This is a genomic window from Streptomyces arenae (genome assembly GCF_022343545.1).
In the GTDB taxonomy this organism is placed as follows: Bacteria; Actinomycetota; Actinomycetes; order Streptomycetales; family Streptomycetaceae; genus Streptomyces; species Streptomyces humi.
Genome location: NZ_JAKQYH010000016.1, coordinates 123,881 through 139,435, shown reverse-complemented (window position 1 = coordinate 139,435; position 15,555 = coordinate 123,881). Strand labels below are relative to the sequence as shown.

At 69.1% G+C, this 15,555-nt stretch carries 16 protein-coding genes and 1 tRNA gene; 11 read left to right on the top strand and 6 right to left on the bottom strand.

What is annotated here, in order from left to right; genetic code table 11:
- The coding region (locus tag MB828_RS09205; RefSeq protein WP_301647750.1) for a cysteine protease StiP domain-containing protein at positions 1 to 1,796 on the top strand (1,796 nt) is incomplete at its 5' end.
- Positions 1,796 to 2,608 (top strand): HAD family hydrolase, encoded by an 813-nt coding sequence (locus tag MB828_RS09200; RefSeq protein WP_301647749.1) that lies wholly within the window; start codon positions 1,796 to 1,798, stop codon positions 2,606 to 2,608. The genes MB828_RS09205 and MB828_RS09200, both read left to right, overlap by 1 nt.
- On the opposite strand, the gene MB828_RS09195 is transcribed toward MB828_RS09200, so the two are convergent.
- On the bottom strand, positions 2,605 to 2,811 hold the full coding sequence (locus MB828_RS09195) for an FmdB family zinc ribbon protein (protein WP_133022141.1): 207 nt from the start codon (positions 2,809 to 2,811) through the stop codon (positions 2,605 to 2,607). The two genes, MB828_RS09200 and MB828_RS09195, sit on opposite strands and share 4 nt — an antisense overlap.
- A 626-nt stretch (positions 2,812 to 3,437) precedes the next feature.
- Between MB828_RS09195 and MB828_RS09190 the strand changes: the two genes are divergently transcribed.
- The 3 genes from MB828_RS09190 (at position 3,438) to MB828_RS09180 (ending at position 8,210) form a co-directional block, all read left to right on the top strand.
- The gene (locus tag MB828_RS09190; protein ID WP_301647755.1) at positions 3,438 to 5,546 is read left to right on the top strand and encodes a transglycosylase domain-containing protein; all 2,109 of its coding nucleotides are present in this window, start codon (positions 3,438 to 3,440) and stop codon (positions 5,544 to 5,546) included.
- A 50-nt stretch (positions 5,547 to 5,596) separates the two neighbouring features.
- Complete coding sequence (locus tag MB828_RS09185; protein WP_301647748.1) at positions 5,597 to 6,892, top strand: hypothetical protein; 1,296 nt, start codon at positions 5,597 to 5,599, stop codon at positions 6,890 to 6,892.
- A 145-nt stretch (positions 6,893 to 7,037) separates the two neighbouring features.
- Positions 7,038 to 8,210, top strand: a complete 1,173-nt coding sequence (locus MB828_RS09180) for an amidase domain-containing protein (protein WP_133022143.1) — start codon at positions 7,038 to 7,040, stop codon at positions 8,208 to 8,210.
- Here the strand turns inward: MB828_RS09180 and MB828_RS09175 are convergent.
- Both MB828_RS09175 and MB828_RS09170 read right to left on the bottom strand, forming a co-directional pair.
- Positions 8,198 to 8,740 (bottom strand): DUF4383 domain-containing protein, encoded by a 543-nt coding sequence (locus tag MB828_RS09175; RefSeq protein ID WP_301647747.1) that lies wholly within the window; start codon positions 8,738 to 8,740, stop codon positions 8,198 to 8,200. The genes MB828_RS09180 and MB828_RS09175 overlap by 13 nt on opposite strands.
- A gap of 122 nt (positions 8,741 to 8,862) precedes the next feature.
- Positions 8,863 to 10,275 carry a hypothetical protein gene (locus MB828_RS09170; RefSeq protein ID WP_301647746.1) on the bottom strand — a complete coding sequence of 471 codons (1,413 nt, stop codon included), beginning with the start codon at positions 10,273 to 10,275 and terminating at the stop codon, positions 8,863 to 8,865.
- Positions 10,276 to 10,440: 165 nt separating this feature from the next.
- On the opposite strand from MB828_RS09170, the gene MB828_RS09165 reads away from it, so the two are divergent.
- Positions 10,441 to 10,512: transfer RNA gene (locus MB828_RS09165), tRNA-Val, on the top strand.
- 86 nt (positions 10,513 to 10,598) lie between these two features.
- On the opposite strand, the gene MB828_RS09160 is transcribed toward MB828_RS09165, so the two are convergent.
- The 3 genes from MB828_RS09160 to MB828_RS09150 all read right to left on the bottom strand — a co-directional run bounded on the left by MB828_RS09160 (position 10,599) and on the right by MB828_RS09150 (position 13,015).
- Entirely contained in the window at positions 10,599 to 11,951 is a 1,353-nt protein-coding gene (locus tag MB828_RS09160) for a hypothetical protein (RefSeq protein ID WP_301647745.1), read from the bottom strand.
- Between the two features lie 31 nt (positions 11,952 to 11,982).
- A complete protein-coding gene (locus tag MB828_RS09155) occupies positions 11,983 to 12,405 on the bottom strand; it encodes a hypothetical protein (protein WP_301647744.1) in 423 nt (140 codons plus the stop codon).
- A gap of 100 nt (positions 12,406 to 12,505) precedes the next feature.
- On the bottom strand, positions 12,506 to 13,015 hold the full coding sequence (locus tag MB828_RS09150; RefSeq protein WP_301647743.1) for a helix-turn-helix domain-containing protein: 510 nt from the start codon (positions 13,013 to 13,015) through the stop codon (positions 12,506 to 12,508).
- Between the two features lie 201 nt (positions 13,016 to 13,216).
- On the opposite strand from MB828_RS09150, the gene MB828_RS09145 reads away from it, so the two are divergent.
- The 5 genes from MB828_RS09145 (at position 13,217) to MB828_RS09125 (ending at position 15,535) form a co-directional block, all read left to right on the top strand.
- Entirely contained in the window at positions 13,217 to 13,429 is a 213-nt protein-coding gene (locus MB828_RS09145; RefSeq protein ID WP_301647742.1) for a helix-turn-helix domain-containing protein, read from the top strand.
- A complete protein-coding gene (locus tag MB828_RS09140; RefSeq protein WP_301647741.1) occupies positions 13,426 to 13,719 on the top strand; it encodes a hypothetical protein in 294 nt (97 codons plus the stop codon). Before MB828_RS09145 ends, MB828_RS09140 begins: the two co-directional genes overlap by 4 nt.
- An 81-nt stretch (positions 13,720 to 13,800) precedes the next feature.
- Positions 13,801 to 14,397, top strand: a complete 597-nt coding sequence (locus MB828_RS09135; RefSeq protein WP_430381353.1) for a sigma-70 family RNA polymerase sigma factor — start codon at positions 13,801 to 13,803, stop codon at positions 14,395 to 14,397.
- Positions 14,394 to 15,185, top strand: a complete 792-nt coding sequence (locus MB828_RS09130) for a BN159_2729 family protein (protein ID WP_301647740.1) — start codon at positions 14,394 to 14,396, stop codon at positions 15,183 to 15,185. Before MB828_RS09135 ends, MB828_RS09130 begins: the two co-directional genes overlap by 4 nt.
- Complete coding sequence (locus MB828_RS09125) at positions 15,182 to 15,535, top strand: hypothetical protein (RefSeq protein WP_301647739.1); 354 nt, start codon at positions 15,182 to 15,184, stop codon at positions 15,533 to 15,535. Before MB828_RS09130 ends, MB828_RS09125 begins: the two co-directional genes overlap by 4 nt.
- The last annotated feature ends 20 nt before the right edge of the window (positions 15,536 to 15,555 follow it).

Here is a 15,555-nt window from a genome sequence, read left to right as displayed (position 1 = left end):
ACCGCACCACCCCCCACCCGTCCCGCCCGCACCCCACCGACAACCGGATGACCGCTCACCCGCCCGGCCCGCACCCCACCGACAACCGGACGACCCCCCACTCCCACCTCACCCGTGTCGACCTGCACTGGCCTCCCGGGCTTCCCGACGGCGGGCGGCACGGGTTCACTCCCGCCCACCGGAGGCGGCTGGAGTCGGCCCTCCCCCTGATGGCCGCGAGGCTCGCCGAAGCCCTGCCCCCCGACGCCCGCCGCGTGCTGACGCTCGGTTTCGAGGAGCTGATGTACACGCCCCTCAGGGTGGCCCGTGAGCTGGAGGCCCTGGTGACCGCCGAGGTCCGGTACTCCACCACCACCCGTTCGCCCGTCCTGGCCGTCGACGACCCCGGCTACGCCATCCGCAGCCGTCTCGTCTTCCCGGCCCACGACGACCCCGCCGACGGCCCCGGCGAGCGCTACGCGTACAACGTCGCCGGCGCCGGCTTCGACGCGGTCGTCCTCTTCGTCGACTCCACCGGCGACACCCCCGAACTGCACGCCCCCGACGGCCTGCTGGCCGGGCTCGGCGCGCATGCCCCGCACGTTCTGCTCGCGGTTGTACCGTCGTACGTCCCCGCGCCCTGCGAAGAGAGCCCCGCCATGCTGCCCGAGCCCCTCCGCGGCCCCGCCTTCTCCTCCTACGCGCCCGAGGACGTCGGCTGGCTGCTCCAGGACCTCTCGGAGGTCACGCTGGAGGCACCCACCGAGGAGCGCGAGGAGGCCATCCAGAGCGGCGGCGCGCACTACGCCGAGTCGCTGCCGGTGGAGTACCAGCCGAGCGAGCGGTACCAGGCGCTGTTCCACGCCGCGTTGGAGACGTCGGCCGCGCGGATCGCGCAGGCCGTGGGGGTCGTCACCGAGACCGTGCTGGCGGAGCGGTCACCGCGCCCCGTGCTGGTGTCGCTGGCCCGCGCCGGGACCCCGGTGGGCGTGCTGATGCGCCGCTGGGCGCAGTTCCGGTACGGCCTGGACCTGCCGCACTACGCGGTGTCGATCGTGCGCGGCCGGGGCATCGACGCGAACGCGCTGCGCTGGCTGGCCGCGCACCACGACCCGCGGGACGTCGTCTTCGTGGACGGCTGGACCGGCAAGGGTGCCATCACCAGGGAACTGGCCGACGCGGTCGCCGAGTTCGAGGAGCAGGCGGGCGTCACCGGGTTCGACCCGGAGATCGCCGTGCTCGCGGACCCCGGGTCGTGCGTGCGGACGTACGGCACCCGGGAGGACTTCCTGATCCCCTCCGCCTGCCTCAACTCGACCGTCTCCGGACTGATCTCGCGGACCGTGCTGCGGGCCGACCTGGTGGGCCCGCACGACTTCCACGGCGCCAAGTTCTACCGCGAGCTGGCCGGCGCCGACGTGTCGGTGGCGTTCCTGGACGCGGTGGCCGCGCGCTTCGGCGAGGTCGTGGACGCGGTGGACACGGCCGTGAAGGAGCTGGCGGTCGCCGACCGGACGCCGACCTGGGAGGGCTGGGCGGCCGTCGAGCGGATCAGCGAGGAGTACGGCATCCACGACGTGAACCTCGTCAAGCCGGGTGTCGGCGAGACCACCCGGGTGCTGCTGCGCCGGGTGCCCTGGAAGATCCTGGCGCGGGCCGGGGCGGGCGCCGACCTGGACCATGTGCGGCTGCTGGCGGAGCAGAGAGGGGTACCGGTGGAGGAGGTCGGCGAACTGCCGTACACCTGTGTCGGGTTGATCCACCCGAAGTACACCCGTGGTGCGACCGGCGCCGACGGCCGGACGGTGAACGTCTGATGGCGGTGCTCGTCGCGAGCGACCTCGACCGTACGCTGATCTACTCCGCGGGGGCCCTGGCGCTGACCATGCCGGACGCGCGGGCGCCCCGGCTGCTCTGTGTCGAGGTGCACGAGGCCAGGCCGCTGTCGTACCTGACGGAGACGGCGGCGCGGCTGCTGACCGAGCTGGGGGACACGGCCGTGTTCGTGCCGACGACCACCCGGACCCGCAAGCAGTACGAGCGGATCAACCTGCCGGGGCCCGCGCCGAGGTACGCCATCTGCGCCAACGGCGGTCATCTGCTGGTGGACGGGGTGACCGACGGGGACTGGCACGGGCAGGTGCTGGCGCGGCTGGCCGACGAGTGCGCGCCGCTGGACGAGGTGCGGGCGTATCTGACGGAGCACGCCGACCCGGTGTGGCTGCGCAAGCAGCGCGTCGCCGAGGACCTGTTCGCCTACCTGGTGGTGGAGCGGGAGCTGCTGCCCGAGGAGTGGGTGAAGGGTCTCGCGGTGTGGGCGGAGAACCGCGGCTGGACGGTGTCCCTCCAGGGCCGGAAGATCTACGCCGTACCGAAGCCGCTGACGAAGAGCGCGGCGATGCGCGAGGTGGCGCGCAGGACCGGGGCCGAACTGACGCTGGCCGCCGGGGACTCGCTGCTCGACGCCGACCTGCTGCTGGCCGCGGACCGGGGCTGGCGGCCGGGCCACGGCGAGCTGGCCGACGTCGGGTGGGCCGGGCCGGCCATCAGCGCGCTGCCGGAGCGCGGGGTGCTCGCCGGGGAACGAATCCTGCGGGAATTCCTGACGGCCGTTCGTACAGCGGGTTAACCGCAGCAGCCGCCGCCGCAACAGCCGCCCGCGGAGGCGGCGGCGGGCGCCGACGTCGTACCCTTGACCGCCACCGCGGACAAGAGCTTTACAGTGTCTTCATGCCCGTCGGGGCAGACTGCCGGAGCCGACGACTCAGCCATCGGACGGGCGAGTTCGAAGGTGTTGGCGCAGGTACGGCAGCGGTACTCGTAGCGGGGCATGGGAACAGGCTAACGGCAGTGATGCGGGAGTGACGGGCATCACTGCACCTCAGAATTTCATGAGTGTTCCTTTCTGTCCGATACTTGTGCGGAGATTTTGAAAAGATCGCTGATAATTTGAGCTGGCCGCGAGGAGCCGAAAGACCGGGGGAAGAGGGGGGCTCATAGCGCCGCGACTGTCGCGGCCTGTCCACCCGACCTGTCTAACCGCGCGCGCAAGACCGAGTGCGAGGGGAGACGCAGTCGTGACGGACGCAACGGGGCGGACGGGCGACCCGGAGAAGGGCCGTGACCAGGCCGGATCCCGGGGAAAGAAGCCGTTCGAGCCGGATGCGACCCTGCATCTGAAGGTCGACGGCCTGCGTGCGGAGCATGCTCTGCGGCCGCAGGGCGACGACGATCGGCATGCGCAGGAGGTCGCGCGGAGCAAGGCGGAGGCCTTGTGGAACGAGCTGCACGCCCTGCGCGCCGGGGACGCCGCGAAGGCGGACGAGGGCGAGGACGCGCGCCCCGGTGCCGGTGACGCCCCGGCGCCCGCTGCCGGGCAGCGCCGGAAGAAGCCGGAGCGGCCGGTCCACGACGAGACCCTGCACCTGAAGGTGGACGCCCTGCGGGCGGACGTCACGATGCAGATCAGGGTGCCCGAACAGCGGCAGCCGGACTCGGAACCGACGGCCTCCGGCAGCCGGGCCGAACGGCGCCGCAGCGCCCGCCCGACGCCGCGTGAGCGGGTGCTGGCGGCCCTGGCGGGGTTCCGGGCTCTCGTGGGGCCCCGGCTCGCGCCACTGGCGCCGTACGCGCGCAAACTGCGGCCGATGTACCCGCGGCCCGGCCGGGCCGGCTGGCGGCGCTGGGTGCCGTCCTGGCGGCAGTGGCTCGGCGCCTGGCTCGGCGGCATCGGGCTGACCGGGCTGTTCCTCGTCGTCGCCTACGCGGCCACCGACATCCCCTCCAACCTCAACACCTACGCCACCCAGCAGGACAACGTGTACTTCTGGTCGGACGGCACGCCGATGGCCCGGACCGGCTGGGTGCAGCGGCAGGACATGCCGCTCAAGGACATACCCGTGGACGTGCGCTGGGCGGTGCTCGCCGCGGAGAACGAGAGCTTCTACTCGGACCCCGGGATTTCGGTCAAGGGCATCACCCGGGCCCTTTACCGCACAATCGGCGAAGGGGACACCGAGGGCGGTTCCACCATCACGCAGCAATACGTGAAAAACGTCTATCTCACGCAGAACCAGACGGTAAGCCGCAAATTCACCGAAGCCATGATCTCCCTCAAGCTCGACAACAAGATGAGCAAGGACCAGATCCTGGAGGGCTACCTCAACACCAGCTGGTTCGGCCGCGGGACGTACGGCATCCAGCGCGCCGCCCAGGCCTACTACGGCAAGGACGTCAGCAAGCTGAACGCCAGCCAGGCCGCCATGCTCGCCTCGCTGCTCAAGGGCGCCGGGCTCTACGACCCGACGCTCAGCGCCGCCAACCACAAGCGCGCGGTGGAACGCTGGACCTGGATCCTGGACCGGATGGTCAAGATCGGCAAGCTGTCACCGGCCGAGCGGGCCAAGTACAAGACGTTCCCGGAACCCATCGCCACCAACAAGGTGTACGACACCGGCAGCCAGAGCGACTACCTGGTGGAACTGGCCCAGCAGTACGCCAAGAAGTCCGCCCACATCTCGGACAAGGACTTCGACCTCGGCGGCTACCAGATCTACACCACGTTCGACCGGAAGAAGGAGGCCACGCTCACCGCGGCCGTGACCAAGGCCCGCAAGGACGCCAAGAAGAGCGACCCCAAGCTCGCCGACGCCGCGCACTACGGCGCCGCCTCGGTCGCCACCGACGGGCGGATCGTCGCCGTCTACGGCGGCCCGGACCACCGGAAACAGGGCTACAACGAGTCCAACGCCACCACCGTCCAGGCCGGCTCCTCCTTCCTGCCCTTCGTCTACGCCGCCGGGCTGCAGAACGGCATCCACAAGGAACGCGGCGGCGCCGCCACCGACGTCCTGCCCGGAACGCTCTACGACGGCGACGACAAGATCCCCGTCACCACGCTCGACGGACCGTACTGGGACCGCAGCGGCAAGAAGGTCCACGCGAACAACGACGACGGCAAGTCGTACGGACAGATCAGCCTGGAGAAAGCCCTCGCCTACTCCGTGAACACACCGTTCATGCAACTCGGCATGGACACCGGACTCGACAAGGTGCGCTCCACCGCGATCGCCTCCGGACTGCTCTCCGACACCATCGGGGCGCAGGTACCGGCCCTGTCCATGGGCAGCTCCACCCCCAGCGCCATCCGCATGGCGAGCGGATACGCCACCTTCGCGGCCGGCGGCAACCACACCGAGCCCTACTCCGTTTCCAAGATCACCCGCAACGGCCACCGGGTCGCCCTGAACACCCCGCAGCCGACCCGCGCGGTCCGTGACGACGTCGCCGAGGACGTCGAGCAGGCGCTCACCGAATCGTTCCGCCTGGCCCACCCGACGGCCGCGCTCAGCACCACCGCGGCCGGCAAGGCCGGCACCACCGAAGCCACCGGCAAGGACACCGCCTCCTGGTACACCGGCACACTCTCGAACGTGACGACATCGGTCGTCGTATACCGCATCGACCTCAACAAGTCCCTGGAGCCGCTCCCGCTCCAGGGACTGGCCGGCACCGGCACCGACAACGTCCCGTACACGGTCTGGGCGAAGGCCATGGGCCTTGACTGACCACCGAAGCCCCGAGCCCCGCCCCACCACCCGCGCAGAATGAGCCCCGCATGAAGCCCCGTACGAAGCCGACAACCGGCGGCCGCCGCCGCAAGGCGCCCGCCCGTGACCGCCGCCCCGCCCGCCCGGAGTTCATGACGCTGGCCGCCTTCCTCGTCGTCGCCTCCCTCGTCGCGGGCTACCTGGTGCTCACCAAGCAGGACGACACCACCCCCACCGCCTCCGGCACCAAGAAGGCCAGCCCGTCGGCGTCGGCCTCACCGAAGTGGGACGGCAAGACGAAGATCCTCGGGGACGGCTCCACGTCGTACACCGGGCCGCAGAAGGACCAGCTGAAGCCCGAGAAGCTCAAGCCCGGTGAGAAACCACCCCAGTTCGTCGTCTTCTCCTGGGACGGCGCCCTGCAGGGCGACGACCATCTCTTCTCGCACTACCGGGAGATGGCCAAGGAGTACAACGCCCACATGACCTTCTTCCTCACCGGCATCTACCTGCTGCCCAAGAGCAAGAAGACCCTCTACACCGGGCCCATGCACCAGCCCGGCGACGCCGCCATCGACTACGCCACCGACGCCCACATCCGCACCACACTGGAGCAGCTCCGCGAGGCGTACGACCAGGGCAACGAGATCGGCACCCACTTCAACGGCCACTTCTGCGAGGCCAAGGGCGGCGGCGACTGGAGCGTCGCCCAGTGGAAGAGCGAGATCGACCAGTTCTACAAGTTCGTGGAGAACTGGAAGACCAACACCGGCTTCAAGGACATCCCCGCCCTGCCCTTCGACTTCAAACAGGAGGTCGTCGGCGGCCGCGCCCCCTGCCTGGAGGGCCAGCCGAACCTGCTCAAGGCGCTCCAGAAGTACGGCTACAACTGGAAGTACGACGCCAGCTCCCCCGGCGACTACCAGATATGGCCCGGCAAGAAGGACGGCCTCTGGAACTTCCCGCTCCAGCTGCTGCCCTACGGCAGCAACATCCAGGCCCTGTCGATGGACTTCAACTTCCTCTACAACCAGTCCGGCGGCGAGGTCGACGGCGACCCCTCCAAGTACGCCGAATGGGAACAGGAAGCCGTCAACTCGTACATGAACGGCTTCAACCGCGTCTACTACGGCAGCCGCGCCCCGCTGTTCATCGGCAACCACTTCGAGGACTGGAACGGCAGCATCTACATGAAGGCCATCGACCAGGTCATCCCCAAGATATGCACCAAGAAGGGCGTCAAGTGCGTGTCCTTCAAGGAGCTTTCGGACTGGCTCGACGCCCAGGACCCCGAGACCCTGGCCCGGCTGCGCACCCTCGACCCGGCCCAGGCGCCGGCGGACTGGTCGACCGTCGTGAAATAAGCGGTATGCGACATACCGCCGGAGGATGTCAACTCGACTCGACAGCAAGCGGATTCCAATCGTGCAACCCCCTTCACAGCTGTCACACACGCCGTGCGAAGATGCCGTCGCCCGGTAGGTGTACCGGCGTAGAGGGGAAACACCATTGAAATCCAGAAAACTGAGCCGTAGGCGGAGCCGTGCGGCCATAGTCACGGCGGCGGCCGCGTCGGTCGTCGCCGGCGTCGCCCTCGTGCCCAACTGGAGCGCGGGCGCGGCCGTCGTCGACGACCCCACCGTGGACGCCGCGACCAAGGCGACCTTCCAGAAGCTGGCCGACGCGGTCTTCACCGACCGCACCCAGGCGCTCGTCCACGGGGCCGCCCAGAAGCAGACCACCTCCCGCTTCTCCGGCGACGTCCGCCTCTCCAGCACCCAGACGCGCGACGAGGACAAGGCGCTGACGCAGCTGCGCGGCCGCCAGAGCAGCATCGCGAAGCTCGGCGAGACCTACAGCGCCGGCAGCACCCAGGTGACGCTCGACGCGACCCGGGTCACCGGCCGCACCGCCAAGGCCGACATCACCGAGACCACGACGCTGACCTACGCGAAGGCCGCCGCCGGCCAGCCGAAGAACACCGGCTTCCAGGCCCACCACGAGCTGACCTTCAAGGCCGACCGGCAGGGCGTCTGGCAGCTCACCAGGATCCAGGACACCGACGACGGCGGCCTCGCCGTCAACACGCTGTCCAAGCCCTCGGTCAAGGCCCCCGCCACCGGCGACGACGGCAACACCACCCCGGACGCCCCGCGCGCGGCCACCACCCGCAACCCGGCGGCCGTGCCGAAGACGCTGACCGGCGGCACGTACGACTACAAGGCGATGGCCGCCTACGCCGAGAAGTACTGGAACAACTACAACACCGACTACCCGGACTTCAACGGCCACGGCGCCGGCGGCGACTGCACCAACTTCGTCAGCCAGTCCCTGAAGGCCGGCGGCTGGAAGCACGTCCCGGGCTACGTCTACGACTACACCAAGTGGTTCGGCAACGCCGACATCCAGTCGGACTCGTTCGTCGGCGTCAACGAGTGGTCCTGGTTCGCGCAGAACTCCAAGCGCACCACCCCGCTCGCCAACGTCTACCAGGCCGAGGTCGGCGACGTCATCCAGATGGACTTCGACCGCAACGGGGAGAAGGACCACACGATGATCGTGACGTACAAGGCCAACGGCATCCCGTACGTCACGTACCACTCGAACAACACCTACCGCAGGTCGCTGGCGAGCCTCATCGCGTCCTACCCGAACGCGTACTACTACGCCTACCGCACCTGATCATCGGCTGCCGACGGTACGGCCCGCTGCTCCGCCTCGGGGTGGCGGGCCCGCCAGTACGGGTTGTCGTGCGGCAGGTTCGTACTGACCCTGCCGTACATCCCGAACACCATCAGCACCAGCCCCACCACGAAACTGAACAGCACGTTCTGGATCCCGAAGGCCAGGAAGTTCGAATCCGTGCCGAGCAGGCCCAGGAACAGGAAGCCGTTCAGGATGAACAGCACGCCGAGCACCATGTTCAGCGTCGACGCGAAGTTCCCGCCGATCACCATCCCGACGAACAGCAGCAGCCCGACACAGATCGACAACACGCTCAGCGCGCCGTTGGTGTTCAGGCCGATCGCGGTGTTGCCCCCGGTGTCGAAGAAACCGATGTTGTCGGTCAGCCCGAGAATGCCGAAGGCCACCAGGAACAGGCCCATCAGACCGGCACCGATCCGGTAGACCCTGTTCAGCCGGTGGTCGACGGGCAGAGCCTCGTCGAACAGGATGCGCCGCCGCGTCCCCGAGTGCGTGTGTGAGGCCATCTCCGCCTCCTGATCTGGATCGCGGATCGCTGTCAGGACCGTCGACCGCCGCCCCGGCGGGGGACCGCCGTCGCCGGCCGCTCCCACCAATATCCGCCCGGCACGGCCCGGCGGCAAACGGCTCACTGCGCGCCGGCCCCGCGATCCTCCCGGATCTGCGCCACCACCCGCGCGACCGACTGCCGGACCGCCTCCGTCTCCGTCAGGAAACGCCAGTAGTCGGGATGCCGCCCCTCCAGCATCCCGGCCGTCCGGTCCAGCCGCGCCACCGCCTCGTCCAGCGGCCGCGCGTGCCGCGGATCAGGGCTCGTCCGCCCCGCCATCGCCAGCCGCTGCGCGTCACGGATCGCGAACCGGGTCCGCTCGATCTCCGCCTGCGGATCCTTCTGCACCGCGTTCAGCCGCGACAGCCGGTCACCGGCGGCGGAAACGGCCTCGTCCGTACCGTTGAGCAACGCCCGCACCGTGGACAGCAACGACGTGGCGTCCGCCCACCTCTGCGCGTCCCGCGCCGCCTGCGCCTCCCGCAGCTTCACCTCGGCCTGCCGGACGTTCACCGCGGCCTGCTCCGGCACCTGCTGAAGATCCTGCCAGCAGGCCGCCGAGAACCGCCGCCGCAGCTCGCTCAGGACCGGGTCCACCTGCCCGGCCCGGGTGGTCAGCGCCTGCGCGCGGGTCCGCAGACTCACCAGCCGGTGATCGATCTCGGCGGCCTGCTCCGGCAGCCGCTCCGCCTCGACCCGGATCGCCTCGGCCTCCCGCTGCACCCGCCCGGCCCGCTCCAGCGTCGCCTGCGCCCCGTGCTGACCGGCACCCTGATTCAGCTTCGTCAGCTCAGGAGCGAGCGCCGCGAGCCGAGCCGCCAGGTCATCGGCCCTGAGCTCGGTCCGCCGCACGGCGTCGAGCGCGTTGCTCGCCGCAAGCAGCGCCTGCCGGGCCCGCTCCACGGCGGGCGCCAGCCGCGCCAGCTGCGTCTCGGCCTTGCCCAGCAGCGGCCCCAGCGACTCCCCGAACCGGTCCAGCTCCCGCTTGACGCCGACCAGTTCGTCCTTGGCCTTGGTGATCTCCGTCCGCGCCCGCGCCGCGACGGCGGCCTCCAGATCGTCCCGGTCCAGGTCGTAGGCGTCGATGGCCTGGATGTACCGGTTGCTCACCTCGTCGATCCGACGCCCCAGCGCCTCGAAGTCGGTCACGGCCCGACGGGCGGCCGGCGAGTCGTCGACGGCGGTGATGGTCTCTATCGAGATCCGCAGATCCCGCTGCGCGGTGTCCAGCTCGTAGAACGCGGCGGCGGCGGCGTCCTTGGCCGCCTGCGCCTCCGCCCGCTGCCCCTCGGCCCGCCCCCCGAACCACCGCCGGGTCCCCCCGCCGGCGAACGCCCCCGGCAGCACGAGCAGCGCCAGCACCGGCAGACCGACGAGCGTGAGCGAGTCCCGGAGCAGCCGCGACCGCGACGACGCCGACGGGCCGGGGCGCGGCCGGGACCGCGGGGGAGGCGAGTACGACTGCCCGGGTGTCGCCGATGTCGCCGTCACTACCCTCTCCCGTGCCGCGGTGCGCCCTGTGTCCTTGCGCCGATGACATTGTCCCACCTGGAAAAGACGAACACACGAGCCGATCAGTTCACGGTTTCGAGCGACGGGCTCGGATACGGGTTTGCGGGACAGGGCCTCGGGCAATGTAGGCTGTCGACTCGTCCCGGGTGCGTAGCTCAGTGGTAGAGCGCCTGCCTTACAAGCAGGATGTCGGCGGTTCGAAACCGTCCGCGCCCACACAGGTCAGAGCCCCCTTCCATGATCAGGAAGGGGGCTCTGTAGATCATTTAGGGGATATTCGGGAGATCAACTCCCGAGGGCCGTCACGCCACGCTCCGCAGCGTCACCCGCCGTCCTCGCCGCCACCGAGCCGTAAGCGCGTCCAGGCGCTGCCGACGCATCTCCGGCGTGATGTGCTCGTACGTCCCCTCGATGTCCTTCGGCACCCACCCCAGCGACGCGAACCGCAGAGCCCGGTCCACCCGGTCCTCCTTCATCCACGTGTCCGCGGTGTGCCGTGCCCCGCGCATCGTGAACCCCTTCAGGATCGGCTCCCAGCCCTCCCGCCCGGCATACCCGCGCTTCCGCGGGATCGCCTCCCGTCCGTCGGCCGCCGGCCGCAGCTCGCGCCCGAAGTTGCCTCGCAACCACCAGGTCCCGGACGGTGTCGTGAACGGGTGGTCGTACGGCCACGCCTCAAGGTGCCGGTCCAGGAGCCGCGCCAGGAACTCCGGGACGTCTACCTCCCGTGCGCTGTACTTGTTCTTCGGAGGCCCCAGGTACACCTCCAGGCGGCTCTTCGGCGTCTTCCTCCGGTTCGCCTTCCAGCCGTTCGCCCGGCACTCCTCCAGGCGCGCGTCCTCCGCCTTGTGCCAGGCGGCCAACCCCTCCTCGTCGAGCTCGATCGGATCCTCGTGCAGCGACCCGACCTTCGGATCGACGCGGATCACGTGCCGCACGAACGGCTTCCCGTCCACCTTGTCGATCTTCTTGATAAGGCAGTTGTCCTTGTGGAGGCCCGCCAACTCGCCCCACCGCAGTCCCAGATAGCAGTCCGTGAGAACCATCAGCCCCTGCACCCCGCCCAGCCGCTGATAAAGCATCTGAGCCTCCTCGGGCTGCGCCCACACCTCTTCCTCGCCCTCGTCCACGTGGTCCACGCCCGCCAAGATGCGCCGGCCGAAGAGCTTGTTCGTGTGGATGTACCCGGCGTCCTCAGCACCGGACAGGATGCTGGAGAGCAGACTCCGCGCCTGGGCCACGGTGTCCGGGTCATGCGGCCCGTGCGGCTTCGACACCTCCGTCGCCCAGGCCTGCACCGCGAAGACGTTGTTCACCTCCTTCAGCGCGGTGTGCTCCCACTTGGGCAGCAGCAGCTTGTCCAGGAGGTACGCCCGGCTCGACTGCGTCCGCGGCCGCCGGCGGTTCGCCGTCTTCCAGATCTCCACCCACTTACCGAACGGCGTGCCCAGCTTCACCGGATCGATCCACGTACCGGCGCGGATCGCTGCTTCCTGCTCGGCCCCCCACTCCTCCGCCACCTTCTTCGTGGGGAAGCCCGACTCCGTCAGCCACGCTGGCTTGTGCCCGGGGGGCGCCTTGTATTTGCACCGCCACGTGAACTGGGTGGTCTTCTTCCCGTTCCTGACCTTGTGGACCTTCTCTGCGTACGCCATGTCTGATCCCCTGCTGGTGTTCCGGCTGGGGTCAGACGGCCCGCAGATGTGACACGTAGCGCGCGGGCACGCGCACCCAGTCCGGTGATCGCTCGGACTGCGAGCGGGTGATCGCGTCAGCGGCCCGCTGCTTGATGAGGCCGGCGCGCACGACGTACCGGATGTACTCCGGCCGGTCGTCGACGACGATTGCGCACCCGGGCTCCATGTCCGGCTCCAGCTCCATCCAGATGGGGATGCGAGGGCCTCGCGGTGCCTCTGGTGTCCGCGGCTTCCACCGCAGGGCCTGCTGTGTGAAGACGTCGCAGAATGCTGCTGCGCCTTCGGGTGTGATGTCGTCCCAGTGGAAGTGGAAGACGACTGTGGCGCGGCCTTCCGCTTCGCAGATGTGGTCCTTCATGTACGGCGCAAACCAAGCGCCCTTGTGTCGCTCCACTTCAATGGTCAAGTCCATGTCGCATCCCCGATCCGCCGAGTGGTGCCCCCCTCTCGGTGACGGTCCGTGCATGCAACCACACGGGGCGCTTTCACGCCACGGATCTGCAAAAAGTCGTCTATGACTCTGCAACCTCGTCGGCCTCGGAAGCGATCCCCTGAAGGTGTCGGCGGGCCTTCCGGTACCGGGCGGCGATGCGTTCCACTTCCTCGGGTGTGGCGTCCTTTTTCCCTTGTAGAACGACGATGATCTGCCCGTCCGAGTCGTCGGGGCCGAGGTTGAACACCTGGCTTCCGAGGACCTTTCCGGTGCGCAGTTCGTACTCGACATCGGGGGAGAGGCCGAGATCAGGAACGGGTCGGATAGTCGGTTTTTCGCCATCGGTCGCCATGGCCGGATCTCCGCCGGCGAGCACGCGGTCGACCGAGTCTTCGGTCCAGTGCAGCCACCGTGCGTAAGCCTGGACGGTCGTGCGCGTGACCTGACCGACCGAGTCCCCCTCCATCTTCTGGATGGTGCTGCGGCCCACTCCGAGCGCGGCGGCCGCATCCGTCTGCGAGACGCGCGGCCGTCTAGCCAGGCGGGCGGCTTTGAGCTGCTCACCGAGGCGTGCGAAGTCCGAGTCCATGGCCTCCATGATGCACCAATGGGTTGCACGCAGACAGAGCGGATCCGGCTTATTGACCTGCGTGTATTGGGTGCATTGTCCGCAGAGGGTTGCATCAAGTGCCCCTCTGGTGCGCCTTGACCGCACCTGAATGCTTGGATTCCAAGCATATCTGGGTCAGAGTGCTTGCATTGGTAGGCAGAGTGCGCTTAGATCGTAAGCGTGAGACCCCACGGACAAGCAATTCGCGCCTTCCGTACAGCTCGGAATCTGAGCATTCGCCAGGTGGAGACGCTGACCGGCCTCAACCGCGGCTGGCTCTCCCGCCTGGAACGTGGCCAGATCCGAACGACGTCGGAGGACAAGCTCCAGCGGGTCGCCACGGCACTGGACACCAGTCCTGACCTGCTGACTTTCAAGGAGAAGACGCCGTGACCGGAAGGAAGGCCACGCGTAGGTACCACTCCAAGCTGAAGCGCCTCCTGGCGGCCAGCGCCGCACAGCGGCAGACCGCGGCCGATGAGGGCGCGGAGCTCCGCCGGCTGACGCCGGAGGAGGTCGTCGAGAAGCAGCTGCTGCCGTACCGCAGCGTGCGCGTGCTGAAGCAGCGCTGCTACGAGCGCAAGGTCCACCACCACCTGGATGGCGGACGGATCACTTTCACGCTCGAAGACCTTCGCCGCGAGGCCGAGCGCACGGCCGTCGAGCCGTTCAGCAAGGCCTGACACACGAAGGCCGCCCCGGACGTGACCCGGAGCGGCCCTCAGCACCAACCGAAATCCCACTGCAAGGAAGGAGATCTGGCTGTGTCTTCCCAGGCTAACGCCAAGATCGCCAGAAGTACCGAGCCCGAGCTCATCCGCCGGGCCAGGCAGGGCGACCGCGACGCCTTCGGCACGCTCTACAACGAGAACCACGACGTCGTGTTCCGTTTCATCTACTACCGCGTCGGCGGCTCCAGGGTCCTCGCCGAGGACCTGACCAGCGAGACGTTCCTCCGGGCCATGCGCCGCATCGACACCTTCACCTGGCAGGGCCGCGACTTTGGCGCCTGGCTGGTGACGATCGCCCGCAACCTGGTCGCCGACCACTTCAAGGCCAGCCGCACGCGGCGGGAGGTGCCCACCGGCGACATGCTCGACGGCAGCGAGGCCGACAGCACCGAGGACATCGTTCTGCGCGGCGTGGACGCGGCGCAGGCGGCCGAGGCCGTGTCGGCGGCGATGGCCGCCCTGACCATGGCACAGCAGCAGTGCATTCGGCTGCGGTACCTGGAGCACCTCTCCTTGGAGGACGTTGCCGCGCGCATGGGGAAGCGCCCCCAGGCGATCAAGACCCTCACCTTCCGTGGGATGCGCAGCATGCAGCGCCAGTTGAGGGCCGACGGGGTGATGGCCGCATGAACAAGAACATCCCCCACGCCGTGAGGGTCATCCGCGCGGCCATCGCGTCCAGCGGCAGCGACCCGTCCGCCGCCATCGCCCACGCCCTCAACGAGGCCCGTCTGTTGGTGGACCAGGAGCGAGCGGGTGTGGTCCTGCACCGGACGCCGGACGGCGGTTGGGCGCGTGAGCACGAGGAGCGGCCGGCACTCCCGCGCCGGACGGACCGGCCCGAGCCGACGCACACCGAGCTGGAGGCCCAGGCCGTCGCCTGGGACCAGTCGTGCAAGTGGGCGCAGCACGTCGCGGCCACCATCCAGCGCCACGTGGGCTCGCACCCCGCCTTCCAGAACCTCCAGGTTGACGGCGACCGGATCCTCGTCTCGCTGCACATCACGGATCAGTCCCAGTGGGGGCAGTGGCGGGCGTACTTCGGGATCACGCACGACAAGGAGCGGCCGCTCCCGTACGTGGTCAGCGGGGACGGTTACCGGGACGGGGTCCAGGTAGCGGTCGTGGCGTACGACCTTCCCGAGGCGCGGGCGCACGCGAGGCGGACGGCCAAGGCGCCGTACGAGCTGGACGGGCTGGTGTACGACCTGGCGCTGCCGCAGCAGGACCAGCAAGGCGCTATCTGGTACTACCAGGGCGTTCGCGACTCGGACGGGATGCCGCTGCTGTCGATGGACGGCCGCCCCGAGCAGTGCACCCTGCTGAATCTCGCGCGTCAGGTGGGCGGTCTGACGGCCGTCACGGACAACCCGTCGCAGCTGGTCACGCCCGTCATGACGGGGGGCGAGTCCGAATGACGAACCAGACGCCCGTGCAGGCGGCCGTCGTGCAGATGCTGATCGCCAAGCGGCCCGCACTCGGCAAGCTGCCCATCAACTGGGGTCTCCAGCACGACGGCACCATCAGTTTGGATGCGGCTTGGAACGCCAAGCCCAGTGCCATCGGTGAGATCGCCCAGGAGCTGGCGAGGACGCTGCGCGGCAGCAACGCCAAGGTCAGCGAGCCGCAGCAGTCCACCAACTCGCAGCGCCCGTGGCGGACCCACACGGTCTCGGGCATCGCGCACGGCGTGCGGATCCGCTATCAGGGCTTCGAGTACCTGGACGGGCACGGCGACGACGGTCCCATGGGCGGTGAGCCCGCATGATCTGGACGCTCGTAATCGCC

What these genes read in the sequence shown, in the direction of transcription:
- MB828_RS09130 (WP_301647740.1), top strand. Translation starts at nt 14,394, where the DNA reads ATGAACAAGAACATCCCCCACGCCGTGAGGGTCATCCGCGCGGCCATC.
- MB828_RS09200 (WP_301647749.1), top strand. Translation starts at nt 1,796, where the DNA reads ATGGCGGTGCTCGTCGCGAGCGACCTCGACCGTACGCTGATCTACTCC.
- MB828_RS09185 (WP_301647748.1), top strand. Translation starts at nt 5,597, where the DNA reads ATGAAGCCCCGTACGAAGCCGACAACCGGCGGCCGCCGCCGCAAGGCG.
- MB828_RS09190 (WP_301647755.1), top strand. Translation starts at nt 3,438, where the DNA reads ATGCAGATCAGGGTGCCCGAACAGCGGCAGCCGGACTCGGAACCGACG.
- MB828_RS09195 (WP_133022141.1), bottom strand. Translation starts at nt 2,811, where the DNA reads ATGCCCCGCTACGAGTACCGCTGCCGTACCTGCGCCAACACCTTCGAA.
- MB828_RS09150 (WP_301647743.1), bottom strand. Translation starts at nt 13,015, where the DNA reads ATGGACTCGGACTTCGCACGCCTCGGTGAGCAGCTCAAAGCCGCCCGC.
- MB828_RS09155 (WP_301647744.1), bottom strand. Translation starts at nt 12,405, where the DNA reads ATGGACTTGACCATTGAAGTGGAGCGACACAAGGGCGCTTGGTTTGCG.
- MB828_RS09125 (WP_301647739.1), top strand. Translation starts at nt 15,182, where the DNA reads ATGACGAACCAGACGCCCGTGCAGGCGGCCGTCGTGCAGATGCTGATC.
- MB828_RS09175 (WP_301647747.1), bottom strand. Translation starts at nt 8,740, where the DNA reads ATGGCCTCACACACGCACTCGGGGACGCGGCGGCGCATCCTGTTCGAC.
- MB828_RS09160 (WP_301647745.1), bottom strand. Translation starts at nt 11,951, where the DNA reads ATGGCGTACGCAGAGAAGGTCCACAAGGTCAGGAACGGGAAGAAGACC.